A 26977-nucleotide genomic window follows, 5' to 3' on the forward strand; every position below is an offset into this window, starting at 1 on the left:
CTTGGAATAAAACCAGTACTTGGGGCGAAACTGACTTTAATAAGTCAAATATAATGTCTGTATATTCATTGGTAGTAAGCTATCCATTTTGTATGAGAAAATATCTCAGTATGGGCATCACTCACTACCAATTTTTTAATTGTTATTAAACATCTAACAGTAGACGTGTTGGATCTTCTAGCAACTCTTTAATCGTGACTAAGAAACCAACAGACTCTCGACCATCCACTAAACGGTGGTCATAAGAGAGAGCTAAATACATCATTGGTAAAATTTCAACTTTACCATCTACCGCCATTGGACGATCTTGGATTTTATGCATTCCTAAGATTGCCGCTTGTGGTGGATTGATGATTGGCGTTGACATTAATGAGCCAAAAACACCGCCATTAGTAATGGTGAAGTTACCACCAATTAATTCATCGACGGTTAGTTTGCCATCTTTACCTTTGATGGCTAACTCTTTGATGCCTTTCTCGATATCCGCTAAACCTAAAAGGTCACAATCTTTTAAGACTGGAGTTACTAAGCCACGAGGCGTCGAAACGGCCATGCTGATATCAAAGAAATTGTGATAAACAATCTCATCACCATCAATAGACGCATTGATTTCTGGATAACGTTTTAGCGCTTCAACAACCGCTTTCACATAGAAAGACATAAAACCAAGACGAACACCGTGACGCTTCTCAAATGTCTCTTGATACTGCTTACGGATCTCCATAATTGGTTTCATGTTAACTTCATTAAAGGTCGTTAACATTGCTGTGCTATTTTTTGCTTCAAGTAGACGCTCAGCCACACGTTTACGAAGACGTGTCATTGGTACACGCTTTTCACTACGATGTGAAACAGGTGCTAGATCAGCTTGTTCCGCAACAGGTGCCGTTTTTGCTTGCGCTTTTACTTGGGCTAAATGGGCATCAACATCTTCACGAGTGATACGACCACCAACACCTGACCCTGTAATTGCAGTAGCATCTAAATCATGCTCTGCCAATAGGCGACGAATCGCCGGTGTTAATGCATCATTGCTCTCTTCAGATAAATTCGCTTTATGACGCTTATCTGGTGAGGATTCTTGACCTTCCGCTTTCTCTTTTGTTGGCTCGCCGGCAACAACATCAGTGACAATACGCCCAAGCAATTGTTTACTTAGTACCGTTGCACCATCTTCTTCTAAGATAGATTCCAAGACACCATCAGCAGCGGATGGAACTTCTAAAACGACTTTATCTGTCTCGATATCGACTAAGACTTCATCGCGAGTTACGGCATCACCCGGTTTTTTGTGCCAGATTGCAACCGTTGCATCAGCTACAGATTCAGGTAAATCTGGAACCAGAATTTCAATTGTCATTTTAATGTTCCTTATTTTCTAATTCTAAATTCAAGGTTAATGCGTCATTAACTAGCGCTTTTTGTTGTTTAATATGCACTGACATATAACCTACAGCAGGTGATGCTGAGGCTGGACGACCGGCATAACGTAACTCAGAACCTTTTGGTAAGACTGAGCGGAAGTTATGTTGGCTTGAGTACCAAACACCTTGGTTTTGTGGTTCTTCTTGGCACCAAACAAAGTCGGTAACTTGTGGATAATCAGCAATCGCAGCTTTTACATCATCATATGGGAATGGGTAAAGCTGTTCGACACGAATAATCGCGACATCTTGCTGTTCATCTTTTCTGCGCTGCTCTAATAGGTCGAAATAAACCTTACCAGAACAGAAGACAACACGTTTAACTTGGGTTGGATCTAATTCATCAATCTCAGGAATAGCAGGCTGGAAATTCCCTTCCGCTAAATCATCAATCGTTGAAATACATAACGGATGACGAAGCAATGATTTTGGTGACATCACAATCAATGGACGACGAATTGGACGGAAGACCTGTCGACGTAACATGTGATAAACCTGAGCAGGTGTTGATGGGATGACCACCTGGATATTCTGCTCTGCACAAAGCTGTAAATAACGTTCAAGACGTGCTGATGAATGCTCAGGTCCTTGACCTTCATAACCATGAGGAAGCAACATGGTTAAACCACATAAGCGTCCCCACTTCTGTTCACCCGAACTAATAAACTGATCAATAACAACTTGCGCACCATTTGCGAAATCACCAAACTGTGCTTCCCAAATAGTTAAGCCTTGAGGTTCTGTTGTCGCATAACCATATTCAAAGGCTAATACCGCCTCTTCAGATAACACCGAATCAAAAACTTGGAAGGTTCCTTGATTTTGATGAATATTGGCAAGGGGCATATAAGTGCTGGCATCGGTTTGATTATGCAATACCGCATGACGATGGAAGAAAGTGCCACGACCAGAATCTTGCCCCGATAAACGGATACGGCGTCCTTCGTCTAAGGTGGTTGCATAAGCAAGGATTTCTGCCATTCCCCAATCAATGGCTTTTTCATCTGCCATCATTGAGCGGCGATCTTTATAAAGCTTATTGACTCGGCTTTGTAACTGATGAGTTTCAGGATATTGACAAATCTTTTCACCCAGATCAACGAGACGTTCACGACCAAAGCGATTTGGCCACTCCATCGTCCAATCATCATTCGCATAAGAGAGCCAATCACCAGAGAAACTTTGAACTTCACGCCATTCTGGAACCACACACTCACCGCGATCGAGCTGATCACGATACTCATTGATCATTCCCGTAGCAACATCAATGGTCGTATCATTGCGCTCAATCAGTACATCAGCATAAAGCTTTCTTGGTGTCGGGTGCTGTTTAATCTTCTTATACATCAATGGCTGAGTCGCACTTGGCTCATCGGCTTCATTATGACCGTGGCGGCGATAACAAACCAAATCAATCACCACATCGCGTTTAAACTCATTGCGGTAATCAAGTGCTAAGCGAGAAACGAAAATAACCGCTTCAGGATCATCGGCATTAACATGGAAGATAGGCGCCTGAACCATCTTAGCAATATCAGTACAATATTGTGTAGAACGAGTATCAATAGGGTTTGATGTGGTAAAACCAATTTGGTTATTGACGACGATACGAACCGTTCCACCAACACGATAACCTCGTGCTTGAGACATATTAAAGGTTTCAGCAACGACACCTTGACCCGCAATCGCCGAATCACCATGAATAGAGATAGGAACGACTCTTTCACCGGTATTATCATCTAAGCGATCTTGACGCGCACGAACAGAACCGATAACAACAGGGTTAACAATCTCTAAGTGTGAAGGGTTAAACGCCAAAGCTAAGTGAACATTGCCACCCGGTGTGGCAAAATCAGCTGAGAAGCCTTGGTGATATTTAACGTCACCTGTTCCACAACTTTCACCATATTTACCCGCAAACTCATCAAACAGATCTTGAGTTTTTTTACCCAAGACATTAATCAGCATGTTAAGACGACCACGGTGAGCCATACCAACAACAACTTCTTTAGCATTATTGCTTCCCGCATGGCGAACAAGTTCTTTCACCATTGGGATAAGTGCATCACCACCTTCCAAAGAGAAACGTTTAGCACCAGGGAATCGCGCCCCCAGGTAACGTTCAATACCTTCAGCGGCAGTTAATTCTTGTAGGAAGGTTAATTTCTCTTCTTTAGAGAATGAAGGCTGGCCGACGACAGATTCAAGACGCTGTTGGATCCAACGTTTCTCTTCCGTATCAGTAATATGCATATACTCAGCACCAATCGAACCACAATAGCTCTGTTTTAATGCTTTGAGCAAATCGGCTAATTTCATAGTCTCTTGACCACAAGCAAATGAACCGACATTAAATGTTTCGTGAAGATCATCTTTGGTTAAACTGTGGAACTCAAGTTCAAGATCGGCAACAGTATCACGCTGCCATAGTCCAAGAGGATCTAAATTTGCTTGTTGATGTCCTCTAAAACGGTAGGCATTAATTAACTGTAATACCTTAACCTGTTTTATTTCAACATCAGGATCAGTCACTGACGCACTCAGATGAGTTGTCTCTTTTGCCAGTTTACGGAAGTATTCACGAACACGAGAGTGAGGCTGCTCATTAGCATCACTTACTTGTGGTAACTGTTCAAATACTTCACGCCAACTACTATCAACAGAGTCTGGATCACTGAGAAACTGCTCGTAGAATTCTTCTACATAGGTTGCATTTGCGCCAGCAAGATGTGAAGTTTCAAACCATTCCCTCATCATGCGGTTCTGCATTCTATTCCCTTACCTTTGAAAAAGTCATAATGATTCCTGATAGATTGTCAGGATCTCAACATTAGCTTGATTATCGCTCTCCCCTTTTTACGTGAGAGGATGAGATTTCCGCTAAATTTTTAATTCTTTTATATTACGGCTTACTATTTAACAATTAATGGTAATAATCAGCGATAATAATTAACACTATACTACCTAATATTACGTCAATAGAAAGCCGTTTTTATTTATAAACCGATAACTTAAATTGAACAACTTATACCGAACGGTTAAGTAGCATCGATTTTATGTTACCAATTGCTTTTGTTGGATTTAATTTCTTTGGACAAGAGCTTACGCAGTTCATGATTCCATGACAACGATAGACACTAAATGCATCATCAAGTTCAGATAATCGCTCCTCAGTTGCCGTATCTCGACTGTCTGCTAACCAACGATAAGAGGCCAATAAACCGGCTGGACCGATAAACTTATCAGGGTTCCACCAGAAAGAAGGACAAGACGTCGAGCAACAAGCACACATGATACATTCATATAAGCCATCTAAATCAGCTCGCTGCTCAGGTGTTTGGATATTTCCTTTCGCGGTGGTATTCGCATCATCTGAAATTAGGTAAGGCTTCACCTTCTCATAATTTTCATAAAACTGTGCCATATCGATAATTAAATCACGAATAACGGGTAATCCCGGCAGTGGACGAATCACTATTTTTCCACTTTTCTCACCCATTAAGTCAGAAAGAGGTGTTACACAAGCAAGTCCATTCTTGCCATTCATATTGATGCCATCTGAACCACACACCCCTTCTCGACATGAGCGGCGGAATGATAACGTTGGATCTTGCTCTTTTAATAAAATAAGGGCATCCAACACCATCATATCTGAGCCAGCTTCAACCTCAAGGTTGTACTCTTTCATATACGGTGCGTTATCAACATCTGGATTGTAACGATATACTGAAAATACGACATTCATCTTTATCATCCTCTCCGATTAGTAAGTACGAGCTTTTGGTGGAAATGCTTCACGAGTAACGGGTTCCATGTTGACATCACGCGTCGTCATTGCTTCATTTCTTGGATGATAAAGCGTATGTACTAACCAGTTCTGGTCATCACGATCTGGGAAGTCAAAACGAGTATGTGCGCCACGACTCTCGGTACGATAGTTTGCAGCCACTGCTGTTGCATAAGCCGTTTCAATTAAGTTATCTAGCTCTAAACACTCAATACGCTGAGTATTAAATTCACTTGAAGTATCGTCAAGACGTGCTGATTTCACTCGTTCTCTAATCACTTTAAGCTCTTCAAGACCGGCTGCCATCGCATCGCCATCTCTGAATACAGAGAAATTTCGTTGCATACAGTCTTGTAGGTCTTTACGAATCACAACAGGGTCTTCCCCTTCTTGCGTTGAATTCCAACGATTCAAGCGAGCTAGAGCTGCATCAAGATCTTCAGTTGTTGCTTCTTTCATTGCCGGTTTATTTGGCAGTGTCTCACCTAAATGTAAGCCAATCGCACGACCAAACACCACTAAATCAAGTAGTGAGTTACCACCTAAACGGTTTGCTCCATGAACAGAAACACAGGCAATTTCACCACAAGCATATAAACCGGTCACTTCTTGATCGTTACCATTTTCATCTTGAGTTAAGGCTTGACCAGAAACCTGAGTTGGGATTCCTCCCATCATATAATGACAAGTTGGAATGACTGGAATTGGCTCTTTTACCGGATCAACGTGAGCAAAAGTACGAGAAAGCTCACAAATACCCGGAAGGCGTGATTCGAGTACGTCTTTACCTAGATGGTCTAGTTTCAGTTTGATATGAGGTCCCCAAGGGCCATCGCAACCACGGCCTTCACGAATTTCAATCATCATTGAACGAGCAACAACATCGCGACCCGCTAGATCTTTAGCATTAGGAGCATAACGTTCCATAAAGCGTTCACCATCTTTATTTAGAAGATATCCCCCTTCACCACGACAACCCTCTGTTACTAATACACCAGCACCGGCAATACCTGTTGGATGGAACTGCCACATTTCGATATCTTGCACAGGAACACCAGCACGTAGTGCCATGCCAACACCATCACCCGTATTAATATGAGCATTGGTTGTTGATGCATAAATTCGACCTGCCCCCCTGTTGCTAATACCGTTGCCTTAGCTTTGAAATAACAAACTTCACCTGTTTCCATGCAGATCGCAGTTGTACCGACAATCTCACCATCACTATTCTTAACAAGGTCTAGTGCGTACCATTCAGAAAAGATTTCGGTTTTATTTTTAATATTCTGCTGGTATAAGGTATGAAGAAGCGCATGGCCAGTACGGTCAGCTGCTGCTGCTGTTCTCGCCGCTTGCTCACCGCCATAGGCTTTGGATTGACCACCAAATGGACGCTGATAAATTGAGCCATCGTCAAAACGAGAAAAAGGTAATCCCATTTTTTCTAGCTCAACCACAGATTTAGGACCATTTTGACACATATATTCAATCGCATCCTGATCACCAATGTAATCAGAACCTTTTACTGTGTCATACATATGCCACTGCCAATCATCTTCATGCGAATTACCTAGTGCAACGGTAATACCACCTTGTGCAGAAACAGTATGAGATCGGGTTGGAAAAACTTTAGATAACAGGGCACAGCTTAAGCCTTGCTCTGTAATTTGCAGTGCCGCTCGCATCCCAGCACCGCCAGCACCAATAACAATGGCGTCAAATTCACGAACAGTAATACTCACTTACATACCCCACAAAATAGAAAAACCAGACAATAAATAAATAGCTAACAACACAACAGAGCCCGCTAATAGCAGTCCTCTAAGTAAACTTGATTTAATATAATCAGTGAATACTTGCCACATTCCAATCCATCCATGAATAAAGAGTGCAGCTAGTGCTAGTAGTGTAAAAACCTGTGTCGTTAATTGAGAAAAGAAGGTTTTCCATGAGTGGTAAGTGATCTCTGGGCCAAACATGAAGAACCCAGTCATATAAAGAAGATAAAATAGGATAACAAGGGCACTAACTCTAATTAGAATAAAGTCATGCACACCATTACGTCCTAATGCTGTAATATTTTTTACCATATCCATACCCCTGCAATTAGAATTAACACAACGCTAATAATAAAAGAGACTTTTGCACTCTTTGCGCCACTCTCCAACTCTTCAAAGTACCCCATATCCATACATAGATGGCGGATACCCACAACCAAGTGATAAATAAGAGCAGAAACAATTCCCCAAATTATGAGTTTGACAAAAAAGCCACTCATAATATCTTCAGCACGAGAAAAACCTTCAGCAGAAGAGAGAGAAAGATTAAGTAGCCATAAAAGGATAGCAATCGATATAAATACAATAACTCCTGAAACGCGATGCAAAATTGATGCAATCGCAGTAATAGGAAAGCGAACAGTCTGTAAATCTAAATTTACTGGTCTATTTTTTTTCACGTAACAACCCACTCAGCTCCATTGAGCGAAAATAATGAAAGATCCTATACTTTAGCAACCATTTTTATTACATAAATGCAACGTTACGATTCATTTAAAAATTCAAGTTTTGGGGCAGATCACAAAATAAAGTGAAACATCGCCTGTAAACAAAAATAATCACATAAATACAGCTGGTTACTACAGCAATATATCCAGTATAACCAGTGCAACATTCAATTACAATTACCACTACATGATTAAAACATAAAAAATAAAAACATTAAAAATTATCACTTTATTAACAATTAATGTAAGATTGGTGATGAAATTTGACATTTGTCGGTGGTAAGAGTAAAAATTACAGTCGCAATGTTTAGGATAAAAAATAAACAAAGGAGAGTGTTATGGCAGATAAGAAAGCCACCTTACATATTGAAGGTCTTGATCCCATCGAACTGCCAATTTTAGATGGAGTTATTGGTCCCAAGGTCATTGAAGTTAAATCACTTAATGCCAATGGATATTTTACATTTGATCCTGGTTTCTTAGCGACGGCCTCTTGTGAGTCTCAAATCACTTATATTGACGGTGATGAAGGTATTCTGCTGCACAGAGGTTATCCAATTGATCAATTAGCAAACAAAGCTAATTACTTAGAAGTTTGTTATATTTTACTTTACGGTCAGCCACCGACTAGCGAAGAGTATCAAGACTTCGTACACACGGTTCGTAAACACACCATGGTGCATGAGCAGATTGCAACTTTCTACCGTGGATTCCGTCGTGACGCCCACCCAATGGCTATCATGGTTGGTGTTGTTGGCGCATTAGCTGCGTTTTATCATGACTCATTAGATATCAATAACGAAGAGCATCGTAAAATCACGGCTTTCCGCCTGTTATCAAAAATGCCGACATTGGCATCGATGTGTTACAAGTATTCTATCGGTCAACCATTCGTCTATCCACGCAATGACTTAAGTTATGCTGAAAACTTCTTACACATGATGTTTTCAAATCCTTGTGAGAAGTATGATGTTAACCCGGTTGTCGCAAGAGCCATGGATAAAATCCTAACTCTTCATGCTGATCATGAACAAAATGCTTCAACATCAACCGTTCGTCTTGCAGGTTCATCAGGTGCAAACCCATTTGCTTGTATTGCAGCAGGTATCGCATCATTATGGGGACCAGCTCATGGTGGTGCAAATGAAGCATGTTTGAAGATGTTGGAAGAGATCGGTAGCGTAGATAATATCCCAGAATTTATCGCTCGAGCTAAAGATAAAAATGATCCATTCCGCCTAATGGGCTTTGGTCATCGTGTCTATAAGAACCACGATCCACGTGCAACAGTAATGCGTCAATCTTGTCATGATGTATTAAATGAATTGAACATTGACGATCCATTGCTAGATGTTGCCATGGAGCTAGAACGTATCGCTTTATCCGATGAGTATTTCATCCAGCGTAAGCTTTACCCTAACGTTGATTTCTATTCTGGTATCATTTTAAAAGCAATCGGTATTCCCGTCTCAATGTTTACGGTTATTTTTGCGATGTCTCGTACCATTGGTTGGATTGCTCACTGGAATGAGATGCATGAAGACAAGTACAACCGTATTGGTCGCCCTCGTCAGCTTTACACCGGTGAAGCGATGCGTGAGTTTAAAGCACTTCATGAACGTGAATAGCGATTAATGATTGCCACATCATTTTAACTTATCAGCCTTCAGTTAATCGAGCTTACGTTTCGAAACAACTGAAGGCTTTTTTGTATCAAAAACGAAATAAACAAGATGATTGAAAAAATAGTGCTCGGTCTTCTAATATTTAACCCTTCTTCATCTGCTTAATTACCCTTTATTTATTGATTGATAAATTATTACTGCGCTAGGATTTATTTTAATTAATCATTCTCTTTCATATAAAATATACCAATGTGATCATGATCACACTTATTAACCCGATAAAATCTAACCATTTAAAATACGATTTAAGTCCACATGAAAATAAAAAATAATAATTGAACAATATTTAACCTTTATTATTTCTAATTTATAAAAATCACTTTGTTAATTTAAAAAATAAAACAAGAAAAACGAAAAATAACAATATAAAAGACACAATTTGGAAACACACAATTAACAAAATAATCAATTCCAAAAATGGGAGTTAGGATTTCATTATTAAATTGAACATTTAATATCATTATATTTCAGCATCTTGCTGGAATTAAAATATTAAAAATTGATTTATATTAAATTACACTCATTTGATACAGTTGCATATATTCAGTGCTTATATATTATTTCTTCCAACAAAAATGAGGTTAATAAAAATCTCGAAATAAATATATTTTATGTTTCTTATTTGTAGTAGTAATAAATCAAAGGTGCTTAAACCCATGAAACTTTCTTATTTAGCAACAGCTCTAGCAGCTGCAATCGTAATTCCAGCAACAGCGTCAGCAGCAACAGTTTATAAAAATGATACAACCACTTTAAAAATTGGCGGCCGAGTTGAAGTACGTGGTAATTTATCTGATAACAACCAAGACAATGGTCAAGGCAGCCGTTATAACGATGCATCTCGTGTCCGTTTAAGCTTTGAAGGTACACAAAAGCTAAATGATGATGTGACTTTCGTTGGTAAATACGAAAACGAAATCACCCAAAAGACAGATGCGGGTTCAGACGATACAGCAATCAACACTCGTTACCTATTCGCCGGTGTTGATACTACGTATGGTAACATCACTTATGGTAACCAAGATAACGCAACAACCTATCTAACTAACTTCTCAGATATGGCTGAAACCTTCTCTGGTTACAACAATGAATACAACAACGCGACTAAAGACCGTTCTAAAAACACCCTTCGTTACGAATTTGCTACAGGCAAATTGAACGTTCAAGTTTCTGGTAACTTCAATGCTAACAACAACGCCTCTGGCGCTGGCGCAATGGCAGCATATAAGCTGACTGATAACCTAGAACTAGCTATTGCAGGCGCATACAGTGACCAAGGTTACGGTAAAACAAATACTTCTATCACAAATACACCAACTTATGATTTAAATGGTGTAGAGAATGGTTATACATCAACATCAACAACTACTTCTACAGGTGATACAGCTAACAACACTGCTGGCTTAATGGGTGTTAAGTATACCAATGGTGGCTTATGGTTAGCAGCGACTTACCAAGGTGGCCAAATGGCTGGTACTAATGGTAATGGTCAAACATTTACTGATGTAAACTATAATGCAACAGATGCATACGCAGGTTATGCGTTCGGTAAGAACAACGTTGATATGACTTACAGCTACTACAATGCTGACGGTAGCGACTTAAGCAACTACGATATCAACTTCATCGGTGTTGAGTATGCGCGTTATGTTGGTAATGCGGCATTCTATACTTCATACAAGTTCAACCTATTAGATGACTCATCTCACAGTGATTCAACTCAAATGGGTGACAACACAGATAACGAATTCCAGTTCGGTATGCGTTATAGCTTCTAATTATCGACTCTTCTTATCTGGATTTAGATCAGAAGCGTAGTGATAAAATTAGAATAGAGCGTTACAGCTTCAAATATTAAAAATCGCGTCGATAACTGTTTATTCAGCTATCGGCGCTTTTTTTTAAGTCTAAAATATACATTAATTGATGACAGAGTAAATCGAGATATCATAAAACTATCATTTTTGAATAAATGCATACCTAAAATAATTGGCGTTGCTAGTAGGCGGCAAGTGAGTGAGGCCCCATGAGTATAGGTGTACTATATGATTGGGGCGAACGAATACAGCCAACAACCTAGCGACTTCAAATATGAAGGGTATATAAAAAAATTATTTTTAGTGAACTTATTCAGATTAATCGCGTCTTACTGTACATAAATAGATTAATGTATTAAGCACACATCAATTTATCCGTTACTGCTAATTTTTATTTTATTTCGGTTGAGGCTTTAACTTATATTGGTTAATGTACTCAGCCATTTTTTTATCTTATTTCTTAATACATACCTATTGAAATAACCCAGCCACTTTAAGTAAGAGGCACTTCAAGTAAGAGCAACCTCAAGTAATAAGAGAATAGTATCAAAAGGTTAAACTGGATTATTAATCTCAATATATTCCACAATGAGACCTTGAGTTTCAGCTAACCACTCTCCTAACGCTTTAACCCCATAACGTTCTGTCGCATGATGACCTGCAGCAAAATAGTGAATACCATTTTCGCGTGCTGTATGAACCGTACGTTCTGATACCTCACCAGAGATAAATGCATCTAACCCATGTTCGATTGCCAGATCGATATAATCTTGCCCTCCTCCGGTACACCAACCAACCGTTTTAATTTCAGTTGGCGCATTATCACCAATATGTAGAGGTTGACGTTGTAGCTGTTGTTCGATCTTATCCGCGAATCGAGCGGCTGATATTGCCGTTGTTAATTCACCATAAATCGCGACTGAATTAGGGTTTCCTCGTTCTAACCCACCAAGGATATTAAGATCTAAACGTTGAGCTAGTTGAGCATTGTTTCCTAGCTCAGGATGAACATCAAGTGGCAGGTGGTAAGCATAAAGATTAATATTATTATCCATTAACGCTTTAATTCGGCGATACTTCATGCCCACTAAAGGTTGAGGTTCTCCTTTCCAAAAATAGCCATGATGAACAATAATTGCATCGGCTTGTTGCTCAATCGCAGCATCGACTAAAGCTTGGCTGGCCGTGACTCCGGTGATCACTTTTTTGATCTCTTTTTTGCCTTCAACTTGTAAGCCGTTTGGACAGTAGTCTTTAATTAAGTGAGGTTTTAGTTTTTCGTTTAAGTAACGCTCTAGTTCAAAATTATTCATTATTTATCTCTATTAATCTACTAACAACAATTATCACAACAGATAATTAAGTATATACCTTTCTTCACTCAACAAGATCAATAAAAGCGACCATAAAAAAAGCCCAATCGACTTAATTAGTAATACCTTTCTGCTTTAGGTATATCGTACTAACCAATCATTGGGCTTATTTCCACACTTCGCAATAACGTTAACAATTACGGTGTGTTATCACTTAATTTTGTGATCTATCTTGCAATCGAATCAACTGTTAGAGGCCAGCATCTGCAAATACGCGACTCACAATCTGTTCTGCTTCTTGTTCAATCAATTTAAGATGCTCAGCACCTTTAAAGCTTTCACAGTAGATCTTATAGATATCTTCTGTACCTGATGGACGCGCAGCAAACCAACCGTTTTCAGTGGTGACTTTTAGACCACCAATCGCCTCACCATTACCTGGCGCATGGGTTAAACGTGCTGTGATTTTATCTCCAGCTAACGTTTCAGCTGAGACCATTTCAGGCGACAGTTTCTTTAATACATTCTTCTGTGCGGTATTTGCCACCGCTTGAATACGATTGTATTGAGACTCACCATGCTTATCTGCCAGCTTTTGATAATACTGCTGTGGATTCATTCCCGTTACCGCGGTGATCTCAGCAGCAAGAAGGCAAAGCAAAATGCCATCTTTATCTGTTGACCAAGGCGTACCATCTTTACGTAAGAAAGAAGCCCCTGCACTCTCTTCACCACCAAAACCGAGTTTGCTCGTGAACAGACCATCAACAAACCATTTGAAACCCACTGGCACTTCACACAGATCACGTCCAAGATCGGCAACCACTTTATCAATAATGGCACTAGACACTAACGTTTTACCCACCGCAATTTCAGCAGACCAGTCGCGATGACGGTAAAGATAATCAATACACACTGCTAAGTAGTGGTTTGGATTCATCAAGCCAGCAGGGGTTACAATACCATGACGGTCAAAATCAGGATCATTACCAAAGGCTAAATCATAGCTATCTTTATGTTCAAGTAGACCCGCCATTGCAAACGGTGATGAACAATCCATACGGATCGCACCATCTTTATCTAATGACATAAAACGGAATGAAGGATCGACAGACTCATTAACCAACTTAAGATCTAGCTGATACTGCTCGCCAATTTGACGCCAGTACTCAATGCCTGAACCTCCTAATGGATCAACACCAATCTTTAGGTTCGCTTTTTGAATTGCGTCCATATCAATGACATTAACAAGATCAGCAATATAAGGGGCAACCAAATCTTTTTCTGTCACCAGATCTGAACTCATTGCGTCACCAAAAGGCAAATGCTTGATCTCTTTTAAACCATTCTCAATGATTTCATTGGCACGTGCTTCAATCGCATCCGTAAATGCAGCTTCTGCTGGCCCGCCATGAGGAGGATTATATTTAATACCGCCATCTTGTGGTGGATTATGAGAAGGAGTAATCACAATACCATCAGAAAGTGCATCATGACTTTTGTTAAAGGTTAAAATCGCATGAGACACACCTGGAGTTGGCGTGTAACCTTGATTTTCTTGAATGATAACTTCAACACCGTTTGCAACAAGAACTTCAACCGTAGAGCAAAATGCAGGCTCAGAAAGCGCATGGGTATCTTTGCCAATAAACAGAGGCCCAGTAATATTGTGTGCTGCTCTTACTTCAGCCACTGCTTGTGCAATCGCCCAAATATGATGTTGGTTAAATGTCGACTTATCAGCACAACCTCGGTGTCCTGAAGTACCAAAAAGGACGCGATGACTTGGTTCTCCAGCGATAGGTTGTAATTGAAAGTAGTTCGCAACTAAAAGCGGAATATTATACATGTCTTGTTGTTGAGCTTGTTGACCCGCTCTCGGATGTTGAGCCATTAATCTTGTTTCCTTTTATAAATAAACTTAATAAGGCCGCCCAATTGGCAGCCTACAAACAATTATAGCCACAAAATTATTTTTAGATGGATTTGCAAACGCGATCGGTGAAATCAGCCGTAAAGCCCATTCTTAGCATTAACTGTTCAACCATTTGGCGCTTACGTCCTGTATTGGTATTTGTGATCACCCAGTACGGTGTCGATGGTATTGACTTTGGTTTTGTTGTTTTACCACTTGCCAATAATGTATCTGGATTATCCGCAAAGTAGAGTCGTGTACGACCTTTCAATGCAGCCGCTGAACCAAAACCTTGATTATCAATACGGTAAAGTGTTGATAAGATCGTCATAAAACGACCAATAGCTTTATCTTGTGCAGCGAATTTATCAGAAATCAAAAGCTCACGGATTTCACGGACACGATCAAGTTGTTGATCCTTAGCCGCATCCCTACTGACCACGACAGATTTCGCAGCTTGAGGCTTTTTAACTTCTACTGTTTTAGCTGATACCGTTGATGGTTGATCCCCATCGACTTGTAACAAGCGGCGTAATATATCTGAAGCACTTTCACCGATATGCTGAGTCTGCCCAGCAATAAAACGATAGAGTTCTTCATCAACTTCAATTGTCTTCATCGTGTTCTTCATTCTTTTTCCATTTGCAAATTACTATACCAGTATACCCTGATCCAGCGTTATACTCTACGTTCTACTAACACAACTGAGAGAGAAATCGCATTGGATCTTAATTATCGCATAAAAGGAGAAGGCAAAACGATCGTTTTGTTACATGGATTATTTGGTAGCCATGATAATTTAGCTATGATCGCTAAAGTGTTAACTCCTCAATATCAAGTTATTATGATCGATCTTCGTAATCATGGTCGATCTCCACACGCTCCTCGTATGAGTTATGCTGCAATGGCAGAAGATGTTGTTGCCGTATTAGACAAACTCAATATAGACCAGACAACGATCATCGGTCATTCAATGGGTGGCAAAGTAGCGATGAAAGTTGCTCATGATTGGCCAGATCGTGTTAATGGTTTGGTCGTTTTGGATATTGCTCCGATAGACTATAAAGTCGATCGTCATCAAGAGGTTTTTGCCGGTTTACGTGCGGTTGCAGGTACAACGCCATCATCAAGATCAGAAGCAGACAGTTTACTGGCCTTACATATTGATGAGCCAGGAGTCCGCCAATTCTTGCTCAAATCATTAGTCAAAAAGCCGGGAGAAAACCATTATCAATGGCGTTTTAATTTATCCGCCTTAATTGATAATTATCGTTCGGTGATGGGGTGGGTAGAAGCAAATGACTATCAAGGGCCAACCCTATTTGTGAAAGGTCAATATTCCGAATACATTCTGCCAGAACATAAAGAAAAAATTGAGCAACAATTCCCCCAAGCTAAAGCACGAATTATTGCCAATACCACTCATTGGTTGCATATTGAGAAGCCCGATTCGGTTAATCGAACAATTATACAATTTTTAGCAGAATTAGATAAATAGTCTATTGTTAACCTAATGAAGCCGTTAACAGGATATCAATGAATGTGGTATAGTTAGCGGCAAACTCAATGAGGATGAGTGAGTATGTTATACGAAAATATGGCACTGCTTGAGTCAATTGGTTTAGATTTTCTCTTTGCTGCAATATTTTTCTTTATTGCGATGGCAATTAGAGATGTACTCAAAGAAGGAAATGTTCCACCATTTGGTCGTAAGATCGTCTGGTTAGTGTTATTTTTAGGGTGTAGCGGTTTTATTATTAAAGGCGTCATCCAACTAATTTGGGAAGGGATTGGAGTCGGCTGATTTCGTCACTTTATCCAAGATAATTGCAGAATTTGATACAGGTACTTTTTATATGGCAAGCGTAGGTCTATTTTTTGGTAGTGATACTGGTAACACTGAAGCTATCGCAAAAATGATTCAAAAACAGTTAGGCAAACAACTTATTGATGTTCAAGATATTGCTAAAAGCAGCAAAGAAGATATCGATAACTATGATCTACTTCTAATTGGTATCCCAACTTGGTACTACGGTGAAGCTCAATGTGATTGGGATGACTTCTTCCCAGATCTTGAGCAGATTGATTTCTCAACTAAACTTGTTGCTATTTTTGGCTGTGGAGATCAAGAAGACTACGCTGAATACTTCTGTGATGCGATGGGCACTGTCCGCGATATCGTTGAAGCAAAAGGCGGAACTATTGTGGGTAATACTTCAACTGAAAGTTATGAGTTTGAAGCATCAAAAGCACTCGTTGATGACTCAACATTTGTTGGTCTATGCATTGATGAAGATCGCCAGCCTGAATTAACTGATGATCGTGTAACTAGCTGGGTAAACCAGTTAAATGAAGAGATGTGTCTTGCTGAGTTAGCAGACTAATACTTTTCAATCCTAACGAATATTACTAAGCGATACTGATATCAATCAGTAATATTCGTTTGCTTTCTTTCTTGTATATTAAAAAAGTCCTTTTAAAATATTTTGTTACTCTTTTTCATCCTACCCGTTAATTACTCTGCTTTTTCTCGATATTTAGGCTTCTTTCTCACATAAAGCGTTCGCTGAACTTGTGCTACCACTGTATTTTCTGCATTTTTAATATTAGTGATGAATTCAGGAAAAACCTTATCTCCATGTTGAGTTTGTTTGATAATCTCATCAATTTTCTGTTGAGATATAATAAATTCCGCCGTCAACTTTGTTGTCCCAGGCTTAATGAAATCAATCGATGCTTGTTTATCCCAAACAAAATATTTTTCACCTAAAATTCCCATGAGCATCAATGAGTAAACAGGATCGGTCATAGAAAAAATACTGCCTCCATATTGTGAACGATTGGCGTTTTTATTCCACCAGCGAAAGGTCAATCCCATTCTCACATAACGAAAGTCCGAGCTAATTTCAATAATTTTAATTCCTGCTCCCCAAAATGGCGGCCATAGATTCAATGCAAGCTTTACGATACTAGGCTTATAAATCCAATTTAACATACCTTCCCCTTATCTCTTTGTTCTCACATCTAAACTTGCTTTTCGTTAACTTAACCATAATCTAATCGATAAGAATTCTCAATTATCTTACTGATTTGGTTTATTGTTAGCGTTAACTCGCCTATAATCAATGATAGAAAAATATTCTCCTCATCACTGATGATAAGCTAAAGGAAGTACCCATGTCAGATAATAACCAGGCATTAAAAAAAGCTGGTCTGAAAATTACACTACCTCGTCTAAAAATCTTAGAGGTTTTACAACAAAGTGATGTATCTCATATCAGTGCTGAAGATCTCTACAAAATTTTAATCGATTTGGGTGAAGAGATTGGTTTAGCGACGGTTTATCGCGTATTAAACCAATTTGATGATGCAGGAATTGTGACTCGTCACCACTTTGAAGGTGGAAAATCAGTATTTGAACTGGCGACTCAAGAGCACCATGATCATCTCGTTTGTCTTGATTGTGGGCGTGTTATCGAGTTTACCGATCATGTGATTGAACAACGTCAAAATGAGATTGCTGAGCGTTTTAATGTTCGTCTGACTAACCATAGCTTATATCTTTATGGTCATTGCCTAACCGATGATTGTCAAACAAATGAAAATGCACATACCCCTAAGAGTTAATTGTTCCTTATTTTGAAAGCAATAACGACCAAACAATAAAAAACCCAGCTTAATCGCTGGGTTTTTTTTATTGTATCTTTCGTTTATCAAGATAATTTAAACAGGCTTATCCTGCCCACGTATCTCGTAAACCAACCGTGCGGTTAAAGACTAAGTTGTCCACGGTGGAATCTTTGTTATCTGCACAAAAATAACCGGTACGCTCAAACTGAAAACCTTGCTCCGCCGCTGCTTTTACTAGGCTTGGCTCTACAACACCATTTAATAGCTGTAAAGAGTCAGCATTTAACACAGTGGTAAAATCATCTTCAGCCGCTGGATTTGCTACCGTAAATAGACGATCATACAGGCGGAATTCCGCAGGCACTGCAGTTTCAGCAGCAACCCAATGGATAACACCTTTCACTTTACGACCATCTGCAGGATTTTTGCCCAACGTTTCTGGATCATAACTACAGTAAATAGTGGTAATGTTGTCTGCGTCATCTTTCTCTACACGTTCAGCTTTAATCACATACGCATTACGAAGACGAACTTCTTTACCTAAAACCAAACGCTTATATTTTTTGTTCGCTTCTTCACGGAAATCTTCACGTTCAATAAAGATTTCACGACCGAACGGCAGTTCACGAGTGCCCATTTCTGGTTTATTCGGGTGATTAGGGGCGTTTAAGATTTCAATATCCGCATCTTTGTTTTCGAACACTAATTTAATCGGATCTAAGACTGCCATGGCACGAGGTGCGTTCTCATTCAGATCATCACGAATACATGACTCTAATGAACCCATCTCGATAGTATTTTCTTGTTTAGTCACACCGATACGTTTACAGAATTCACGCATTGACGCAGGCGTATAACCACGACGACGTAGACCAGAGATGGTCGGCATACGTGGATCATCCCAACCAGAGACTAAGTTCTCAGTGACTAATTGGTTAAGTTTACGCTTAGACATTAACGTATATTCAAGGTTTAAGCGGCTAAACTCATACTGATGAGGTTGTGGTTCAGTCGGCAACGTAATGTTATCCAATACCCAATCATATAAGCGACGATTGTCTTGGAACTCAAGAGTACAAATAGAGTGGCTAATCCCTTCCAGCGCATCCGAAATACAGTGAGTAAAGTCATACATCGGGTAGATGCACCACTTATCTGCAGTTTGGTGATGATGAGCAAATTTAATACGATAGATAACCGGATCACGCATTACGATAAATGATGACGCCATATCAATCTTAGCACGCAGACACGCTTTACCTTCTGCAATCTCGCCATTTTTCATTTTAGCGAATAGCTCAAGGTTCTCTTCAACAGAACGATTTCGGTAAGGGCTCTCTTTACCCGGCTCTTTTAATGAACCACGGTATTCACGGATCTCGTCAGCACTTAGCTCATCAACGAAAGCAAGACCTTTATTGATAAGCTCAATCGCATAGTCATGCAGTTGATCAAAGTAATTTGATGAGTAACGAACCTCACCACTCCAATCAAACCCTAACCATTTGACATCTTGCTTGATAGACTCAACATATTCGATGTCTTCTTTAACTGGGTTAGTATCATCAAAACGTAGGTTACACAGGCCTTGATAATCTTGAGCAATTCCAAAGTTCAGACAAATAGATTTAGCATGACCGATATGCAAGTAGCCGTTTGGCTCTGGCGGGAATCGGGTTTGAATTGCATTGTATTTACCACTCGCAAGATCTTTATCAATTATCTGGCGGATAAAGTTAGTCGGTCGAACTTCAGACTCACTCATCAATAACACCCCTGTGTCTCTGAATTAAAATTAGTTAATATGGCTGATAGTACCAGAGATCATAAGATCTCACCCTACTTTTGTCGTCCATATTTTTAGTTAACAGCTATGATCCACAATTTTATGACTTTATACAATATATAGCCAAAGAAAGTCGCGCTGTTTGGATAAAAAAAGCCGGATCATTAACGATCATATCAAGTTTAATCGCTTTTATATCGCTTTGCTTTCTCTATTTAACATTCTCATTTCTCACTTCTCGATAATGATTAACTTAACCGATCCAACGAGCAATGAAAAAAGCCGCCAGATATCGCTATCTGGCGGCTTACTTTTTCAACAAATTAATCGAGTGAATAAGTCACATTGATTAATCGCTCTGGATTAGATTTTAACTTCAGTTAAATCTACAGATGCTGGGATATTCTTCATCTCGCCAGCCATAATTTCAGCTAGAGGACCAAGGATAACCTGTAGGTTATTATCACCTAGTTTGATAACGCCTGCTGCACCTAAGTTTTTAATTGCAGCTTCATTAACAATGCTACGATCTTTTAGTGTTAGGCGTAGACGTGTAATACATGCATCAATCACTTCTAGGTTATCGTGTCCACCTAATGCTTTTAGGTATTGTTTCGCTAGCTCTGTACGGTCAGTTGAGGCAACTGATTCAACAACAACAGCTTCTGCTTCTTCACGACCCGGTGACTTAAGGTTGAACTTGATGATGACTGCACGGAAGATAGTGTAGTAAAGACCGAAGAATACGATACCTTGTAGAATTAGCATGTACCAGTTAACCGCTAGTGGGTTACGCGTAGATAGTACTAAATCGACTAGACCAGCTGAGAAACCGAAACCTGCAATCCAATGCATTGATGCCGCGATATAAACAGAGATACCCGTTAATAGTGCATGAATAACATACAATGGTGGCGCAACGAACATGAATGCGAATTCTAGCGGCTCAGTCACACCCGTAAAGAATGATGCGAAACCAGCTGCGATCATGATAGATGCCACTTTTTCTTTATTTTCTGGCTTAGCCGTATGGTAGATAGCAAGTGCCGCACCCGGTAGACCAAACATCATGATTGGGAAGAAACCAGCTTGGTACATACCTGTAACACCAGGGATACCAACACCTTCAGCGATTGATTTAGCACCGCCAAGGAAGTTAGGAATATCGTTAATACCCGCAACGTCAAACCAGAATACTGAGTTTAGTGCGTGGTGAAGACCAACAGGGATCAATAGACGGTTAAAGAATGCATAGATACCTGCACCTGTTGCGCCAAGACCTTGAATACTTTCACCAAAATGTACTAGACCATTATAGATAGAAGGCCAGATGTACATTAGAACGAATGCTAAAAGGATACCTGCAAAAGAGGTTAAAATTGGAACTAAACGTTTACCACTGAAGAAAGAAAGGGCTTTATGAAGCTCAACTTGTGAGAAACGGTTATAAATTTCAGCCGAGATAATACCAACAATGATACCAACAAATTGATTCTGGATTTTACCGAATGCAGCTGGAACTTCAGATGCCGCGATTGCTTGAATTTGAGCAACAGCGCCTGGAGAAAGTAGGGTTGTCACAACATACATCATGACTAAACCAGCCAGTGCCGCTGCACCATCTTTATCTTTAGATAGACCATAAGCAACACCCACAGCAAATAGCCATGACATGTTATCGATGATAGCCGCACCAGATTTAATTAAGAACGCAGCTAATGCACTATCGCCACCCCATGCTACCGGATCAATCCAGTAACCAATACCCATTAATATTGCTGCTGCAGGAAGTGTAGCAACTGGCACCATTAATGCGCGACCAACTCGTTGTAAGTACCCAAGAATATTCACCGTAAATCCCCCTTTTGGCTTTCTTAGATTATTTGTATTTCTATAAATTATGTCTATTTGTTAAATGTATTAAGCTTTATTAGATTCAGAGCTAGTGTAAATGGTTTAATTATCATCGCAAATTAAATCACCTGTAAATGTGATTTTAGTCACCAAAAAAAGTGAAATAGGAAAAAAAACCTAGTCATAAAGGGAAACTTATTTTATCATTAAAAATAACATTGCGACATCAGAATACTTTTATTGAAACTTTTTTTAAATGATAAAAAAGCACTGCCCTTGATGATTTAACACTTTGACCTCATCAATGAATTACTTACTAAACAGTGTGTTAATAAAGGGGTTTACAGAGTTCTATTTCACGATAATGTTCGCATACCTAATTTAATCTAGTTGATTCACAGCGACTCTTTACGCTTCAGTAGCCAGTAAATTTGAATCAGCTAATAACAAATATTTAGTAACAGCCCAATTTTGAGGAAATGATACTTATGAGTCATTCAACACATTATGCACTGACCAATGGACGCATCTATACCGGCTATGACGTACTTGATGATCATGCCGTTATTATTAACAATGAATTAATCGAAGCCATTGTTCCTGTAGCCGAACTTTCTGCCGAATTAGCCACTGTTGATGTACAGGGTGCAAATATTACTCCGGGGTTTATTGATCTGCAGCTCAATGGTTGTGGTGGTGTGATGTTTAATAATGATATTAGCCCTGACACATTAGCAACCATGCACCAAGCTAACTTGAAATCAGGTTGTACAAGCTTCTTACCGACATTTATCACCTCTTCTGATGATGGAATGAAAGCCGCGATTAAAGCAACCCATCAATATCAAGCGCAACATAAAAATCATACGTTAGGTGTTCATTTAGAAGGCCCGTACCTCAATATAGAGAAAAAAGGGATTCACAGCGTAGATTATATTCGTGAACCTGATGCGGAGATGATCCAATATATTTGTGATCATGCTGATGTCGTGGCTAAAATCACTCTTGCGCCAGAAAAATGCCCAACAAAATACATTAAACAGTTAGCTGATGCTGGTATTGTGGTTTCTGCTGGTCACTCAAATGCAACCTATCAAGAAGCTCGCATCGGGTTTAGTGCAGGGATTACCTTTACCACTCACCTATTTAATGCCATGACCTCTATTGCGGGTCGAGATCCAGGTTTAGTCGGTGCCATTTATGACAGCAGTGAAGTTTATAGTGGTGTGATTGCCGATGGCTTTCATGTCTCTTATGCAAACATTCGTCTAGCCCATCGAGTTAAAGGTGAAAAATTAGTGCTTGTTTCTGATGCCACGGCTCCCGCAGGTGCAAATATTGACTCTTTTGATTTTGTAGGAAAAACGGTTTATTACAAAGATGGCAAATGTTTTGGTGAAGATGGCACCTTAGGTGGTTCAGCGGTGACCATGATTGAATCAGTGGAAAACACGGTTAAGCATGTGGGTATCGCTCTTGATGAAACATTGCGTATGGCATCACTTTATCCAGCCAAAGCCATTAACGTTGCTGATCGTTTAGGTGCACTTAAAGCGGGCTATATCGCTAACATTACTATTTTTGATAACAGCTTTAACGTAAAAGCAACCGTCGTTAATGGTCAATATCATTAATAATATGATTTTCAACAAATAATTTGTTAAATCGCCTTACATATTAAGTGTTAAGGCGATATGCTAACACTCTTGATAACGGATATTTCATCATGGAATATCCGTTATCTATTATATATAAATAGATATATGCAATTAAGCACTATGCGAGTAAAGACCTTACTACAAGGATAGCGTTTAATGTCGCTCATAGATTGATGATAAGGAGCCAGAGCAATGGCAACAGAAAAAATAGGTAATATCGACCTTGTAAAGCAACTTAACAGTGCCGTTGTCTATCGCCTGATTGATCGTAAAGGTCCGATATCTCGAATTCAAATCGCAGAAATTAGCCAGCTAGCTCCGGCAAGTATTACTAAAATCACTCGTCAACTAATCGAACGAGGATTAATAAAAGAAGTTGCACAACAAGCATCAACCGGTGGCAGAAGACCGATATCTTTAACCTGTGAGTATCAACCCTTTCAAGCGATTGCGATTCGTATTGGTCGCGATAATATCGAATTAAGCTTATATGACTTATCGGGTCATGAACTCGCCAATATGAAGGCGGACTTCCCATATACTAGCCAAGATAGCTTAGTCAAAGGGTTAATTAATCATATCACTGCATTTATCGCCAAAAATAACACCATTATTACAGAGTTATTAGCCATCGGTATTTCATTACCTGGTCTATTAGATCCAGATACAGGTCGTGTCAGTTATATCCCAAATATTGAAGTCGAAGATTTACACCTAACTGAAATTATCGAACTACAATTTAAAATAAGCTGTTTTATTGGAAATGATATTCGCTCTCTCGCCCTTGCTGAACATTACTTTGGTGTCAGTACCGACGTACAAGATTCAATCGTTATTAGTGTTCATAATGGTACCGGTGCAGGAATTATGGTGAATGGCAGCATCTTTTTAGGTCATAACCGTAATGTCGGTGAAATCGGTCATATTCAAGTGGATCCTTTAGGTGAGCACTGCCAATGCGGTAACTTTGGTTGTCTAGAGACAGTCGCCTCAAATCCAGCATTAATTAACCATGTAAAAACTCGCATGGCACAAGGTTATCCAAGTATCTTACAAGATAAAGAACAGATCACCGTTAAAGATATTTGTGAGGCCGCTCTAAATTACGATGAGTTAGCCAAACAAGCAATCTTGCAGCTTGGTAATCACCTAGGCAAAGTGATCGCAATGACCATCAATCTATTTAATCCAGAGAAAATTATTATTGCTGGTGATATCACTCAAGCAAAACAAGTTCTCTTCCCCATTATTCAACGCTGCATTGATAGTCAGTCACTGCCGACATTTAGGCAAGAGTTACCCATTGTAGAATCCACGCTATTCCACCAGCCAACTATTGGAGCATTTGCAACCATCAAGCGCTCAATGTTAGATGGGATTCTGTTGCAACGCATTTTAGAGAAAAAATAAACGTCGTAAAATTCAACGTTAAATTTATTTCTCTCCATAACGCTTCCCACTCCTTAGCTGTACACTTTTCATCCGGCTAAGGAGTTTTTTACTCTATCTATATTGTTAAACTTTACTTTAGATCTGCAATACCAATAACTTACTCCATCAATAATCAATGAACCAAAATTGATTAAAACCCAACTAACTCCATATAAAATTCACTATTTCACCTCTAAACTGAATAATATTCATCATCATTGCTTTTTAATTTAATAATTTGATAATTATGTTGCTTTTTCGTGTAAAAAAGGCAAATTAAAGGTATAGAAATTATAACAACTAAGCGACAAGCGAAATATAAGAGGGAATTTATGTGTTCGATCTTCGGTATTCTTGATATTAAATCCGATCCAAAAGCTCTGCGTACATCTGCTTTAGAGATGTCAAAAAAAATGCGTCACCGAGGCCCAGACTGGTCTGGTATCTACGCATCAGACAAAGCAATATTAAGCCATGAACGTCTATCTATTGTTGGTTTAAATAGTGGTGCACAGCCTTTATACTCAACCGACAAAAAACAGATCCTAGCTGTTAATGGTGAAATCTATAACCACCATGAACTAAAAGCATCTCAAACACCTGATTACCCTTTCCAGACTGAATCAGATTGTGAAATCATTCTTGCGCTATATAAAGAGAAAGGTGAAAAATTACTGGAAGATCTAAATGGTATATTTGCCTTTATTCTTTATGATGAAGAGCAAGATGCTTACTTAATCGGTCGTGACCATATTGGTATAATTCCTCTTTATCAAGGTTATGATGAGCACGGTAACTACTACGTTGCTTCAGAGATGAAAGCATTAGTGCCTGTTTGTAAAACAATTAGCGAATTTCCTCCGGGTAGCTTCTTATGGAGCAAGACCGGTCAGCCAGTACGTTACTACAAGCGTGATTGGATGGAATATGATTCAGTAAAAGACGCTGAAACAAATAAAGTGGCATTAAAAGATGCATTAGAAAATGCGGTTAAGCGTCAATTAATGACGGATGTTCCTTACGGTGTTCTACTTTCTGGTGGTCTAGACTCTTCTGTTATCTCTGCCATCACCAAAAAGTTTGCAGCTCGCCGTATTGAAGATGATGAAAAGAGTGAAGCTTGGTGGCCAACACTACACTCATTTGCTATCGGTCTAGAGGGTGCGCCAGATCTTAAAGCCGCGCAAGAAGTTGCTGAGCACCTAGGTACGGTTCACCACGAAATGGTTTATACCATTCAAGAAGGTTTAGATGCGATTAAAGATGTTATCTACCACATTGAAACCTACGATGTCACAACCATTCGCGCATCAACCCCAATGTACTTAATGTCTCGTAAGATCCGAGCAATGGGGATCAAGATGGTACTTTCTGGTGAAGGGGCTGATGAGGTCTTTGGCGGTTACCTTTACTTCCATAAAGCACCTGATGCTAAAGAATTCCATGAAGAGACAGTACGTAAGCTATTAGCATTAAACATGTTTGACTGTGCTCGTGCTAACAAATCGATGGCAGCATGGGGTGTAGAAGCGCGTGTACCGTTCTTAGACAAAGAATTCCTTGATGTTGCTATGCGTATCAAGCCTGATGACAAGATGTGTGGTAACGGTAAGATGGAGAAACATATCGTTCGTGAATGTTTCGAAGATTATCTACCAGAGTCGGTTGCTTGGCGTCAAAAAGAGCAGTTCTCTGATGGTGTAGGTTATGGTTGGATTGATACACTTCGTGCTGTTGCTGAAGAAAAAGTAACAAACCAACAGATGGAGAGCGCTGCATTCCGCTTCCCATACAACACACCTACAACTAAAGAAGCTTACGTATACCGTGAACTATTTGCAGAACTTTTCCCATTAGAAGATGCAGCTAAATGTGTTCCCGGTGGTCCATCCGTCGCTTGCTCAACAGCAAAAGCATTAGAGTGGGATGAGCAATTAAAGAACTGCCTTGATCCTTCTGGACGCGCAGTCGCTTCTATTCATAACGAAGCTTATTCTTAATATTCTGTATGACTTCAGGTATAACGCTAAAAATTAGCAGAATATAATATTTTAATTCTTCCCAAAATAGCACTTTTAAGTGCTATTTTTTTTATCTGTCACATTGGATTTAACGACCTGCCTCGATAAGAAAAGAATTGAATACCAGTAAACAATCGATATTCAACTAGA

The 26977-nt window shown here is 39.4% G+C and carries 20 protein-coding genes and 1 pseudogene; 9 read left to right on the plus strand and 12 right to left on the minus strand.

Going from position 1 to position 26977, the window contains the following annotated elements; translation table 11 throughout:
- Positions 1-145: 145 nt before the first annotated feature.
- From odhB to sdhC, 6 genes and pseudogenes are all read right to left on the minus strand, one after another.
- Positions 146-1360, minus strand: coding sequence for a 2-oxoglutarate dehydrogenase complex dihydrolipoyllysine-residue succinyltransferase (odhB, locus tag L0B53_RS16825; protein ID WP_235060747.1), 1215 nt, complete (start codon positions 1358-1360; stop codon positions 146-148).
- A 1-nt stretch (position 1361) separates the two neighbouring features.
- On the minus strand, positions 1362-4193 hold the full coding sequence (gene sucA, locus L0B53_RS16830) for a 2-oxoglutarate dehydrogenase E1 component (RefSeq protein WP_235060748.1): 2832 nt from the start codon (positions 4191-4193) through the stop codon (positions 1362-1364).
- Between the two features lie 256 nt (positions 4194-4449).
- Positions 4450-5169, minus strand: a complete 720-nt coding sequence (locus L0B53_RS16835; RefSeq protein WP_235060749.1) for a succinate dehydrogenase iron-sulfur subunit — start codon at positions 5167-5169, stop codon at positions 4450-4452.
- Positions 5170-5187: 18 nt separating this feature from the next.
- Positions 5188-6953 (minus strand): annotated as a pseudogene (gene sdhA, locus L0B53_RS16840) (succinate dehydrogenase flavoprotein subunit).
- Positions 6954-7301 (minus strand): succinate dehydrogenase, hydrophobic membrane anchor protein, encoded by a 348-nt coding sequence (gene sdhD, locus L0B53_RS16845; protein ID WP_235060750.1) that lies wholly within the window; start codon positions 7299-7301, stop codon positions 6954-6956.
- On the minus strand, positions 7295-7669 hold the full coding sequence (gene sdhC, locus L0B53_RS16850) for a succinate dehydrogenase cytochrome b556 subunit (protein ID WP_409202815.1): 375 nt from the start codon (positions 7667-7669) through the stop codon (positions 7295-7297). The genes sdhD and sdhC overlap by 7 nt, the downstream gene beginning before the upstream one ends.
- A 386-nt stretch (positions 7670-8055) precedes the next feature.
- On the opposite strand from sdhC, the gene L0B53_RS16855 reads away from it, so the two are divergent.
- Positions 8056-9345 (plus strand): citrate synthase, encoded by a 1290-nt coding sequence (locus L0B53_RS16855; RefSeq protein ID WP_235060752.1) that lies wholly within the window; start codon positions 8056-8058, stop codon positions 9343-9345.
- 713 nt (positions 9346-10058) lie between these two features.
- The gene (locus L0B53_RS16860; protein WP_235060753.1) at positions 10059-11180 is read left to right on the plus strand and encodes a porin; all 1122 of its coding nucleotides are present in this window, start codon (positions 10059-10061) and stop codon (positions 11178-11180) included.
- Positions 11181-11773: 593 nt separating this feature from the next.
- On the opposite strand, the gene L0B53_RS16865 is transcribed toward L0B53_RS16860, so the two are convergent.
- The 3 genes from L0B53_RS16865 to seqA form a co-directional block, all read right to left on the minus strand.
- Positions 11774-12532, minus strand: a complete 759-nt coding sequence (locus L0B53_RS16865) for a Nif3-like dinuclear metal center hexameric protein (RefSeq protein ID WP_235060754.1) — start codon at positions 12530-12532, stop codon at positions 11774-11776.
- Between the two features lie 250 nt (positions 12533-12782).
- Complete coding sequence (pgm, locus tag L0B53_RS16870; RefSeq protein WP_235060755.1) at positions 12783-14426, minus strand: phosphoglucomutase (alpha-D-glucose-1,6-bisphosphate-dependent); 1644 nt, start codon at positions 14424-14426, stop codon at positions 12783-12785.
- Between the two features lie 82 nt (positions 14427-14508).
- Positions 14509-15066 carry a replication initiation negative regulator SeqA gene (seqA, locus tag L0B53_RS16875; RefSeq protein ID WP_235062280.1) on the minus strand — a complete coding sequence of 186 codons (558 nt, stop codon included), beginning with the start codon at positions 15064-15066 and terminating at the stop codon, positions 14509-14511.
- A 102-nt stretch (positions 15067-15168) separates the two neighbouring features.
- On the opposite strand from seqA, the gene L0B53_RS16880 reads away from it, so the two are divergent.
- The 3 genes from L0B53_RS16880 (at position 15169) to fldA (ending at position 16831) form a co-directional block, all read left to right on the plus strand.
- The gene (locus tag L0B53_RS16880) at positions 15169-15945 is read left to right on the plus strand and encodes an alpha/beta fold hydrolase (protein WP_235060756.1); all 777 of its coding nucleotides are present in this window, start codon (positions 15169-15171) and stop codon (positions 15943-15945) included.
- Positions 15946-16029: 84 nt separating this feature from the next.
- Positions 16030-16251, plus strand: a complete 222-nt coding sequence (locus tag L0B53_RS16885) for a DUF2788 domain-containing protein (RefSeq protein WP_235060757.1) — start codon at positions 16030-16032, stop codon at positions 16249-16251.
- Between the two features lie 52 nt (positions 16252-16303).
- On the plus strand, positions 16304-16831 hold the full coding sequence (gene fldA, locus L0B53_RS16890) for a flavodoxin FldA (RefSeq protein WP_235060758.1): 528 nt from the start codon (positions 16304-16306) through the stop codon (positions 16829-16831).
- Positions 16832-16962: 131 nt separating this feature from the next.
- On the opposite strand, the gene L0B53_RS16895 is transcribed toward fldA, so the two are convergent.
- On the minus strand, positions 16963-17442 hold the full coding sequence (locus L0B53_RS16895; RefSeq protein WP_235060759.1) for a DUF4442 domain-containing protein: 480 nt from the start codon (positions 17440-17442) through the stop codon (positions 16963-16965).
- 182 nt (positions 17443-17624) lie between these two features.
- On the opposite strand from L0B53_RS16895, the gene fur reads away from it, so the two are divergent.
- On the plus strand, positions 17625-18074 hold the full coding sequence (gene fur / locus L0B53_RS16900) for a ferric iron uptake transcriptional regulator (protein WP_235060760.1): 450 nt from the start codon (positions 17625-17627) through the stop codon (positions 18072-18074).
- A 106-nt stretch (positions 18075-18180) separates the two neighbouring features.
- Here fur and glnS read toward each other — a convergent pair whose 3' ends face one another.
- Both glnS and nagE read right to left on the minus strand, forming a co-directional pair.
- Positions 18181-19842: a glutamine--tRNA ligase gene (gene glnS, locus L0B53_RS16905; protein ID WP_235060761.1), complete on the minus strand. Its 1662-nt coding sequence runs from the start codon at positions 19840-19842 to the stop codon at positions 18181-18183.
- 384 nt (positions 19843-20226) lie between these two features.
- Positions 20227-21714, minus strand: a complete 1488-nt coding sequence (gene nagE / locus L0B53_RS16910) for an N-acetylglucosamine-specific PTS transporter subunit IIBC (RefSeq protein WP_235060762.1) — start codon at positions 21712-21714, stop codon at positions 20227-20229.
- 491 nt (positions 21715-22205) lie between these two features.
- On the opposite strand from nagE, the gene nagA reads away from it, so the two are divergent.
- From nagA to asnB, 3 genes are all read left to right on the plus strand, one after another.
- Positions 22206-23351, plus strand: coding sequence for an N-acetylglucosamine-6-phosphate deacetylase (gene nagA, locus L0B53_RS16915; RefSeq protein ID WP_235060763.1), 1146 nt, complete (start codon positions 22206-22208; stop codon positions 23349-23351).
- Positions 23352-23567: 216 nt separating this feature from the next.
- Positions 23568-24785, plus strand: a complete 1218-nt coding sequence (locus tag L0B53_RS16920; RefSeq protein WP_235060764.1) for an ROK family protein — start codon at positions 23568-23570, stop codon at positions 24783-24785.
- Between the two features lie 353 nt (positions 24786-25138).
- On the plus strand, positions 25139-26806 hold the full coding sequence (gene asnB, locus L0B53_RS16925; protein ID WP_235060765.1) for an asparagine synthase B: 1668 nt from the start codon (positions 25139-25141) through the stop codon (positions 26804-26806).
- The last annotated feature ends 171 nt before the right edge of the window (positions 26807-26977 follow it).

Source organism: Vibrio sp. SS-MA-C1-2 (genome assembly GCF_021513135.1).
Lineage (GTDB): Bacteria > Pseudomonadota > Gammaproteobacteria > Enterobacterales > Vibrionaceae.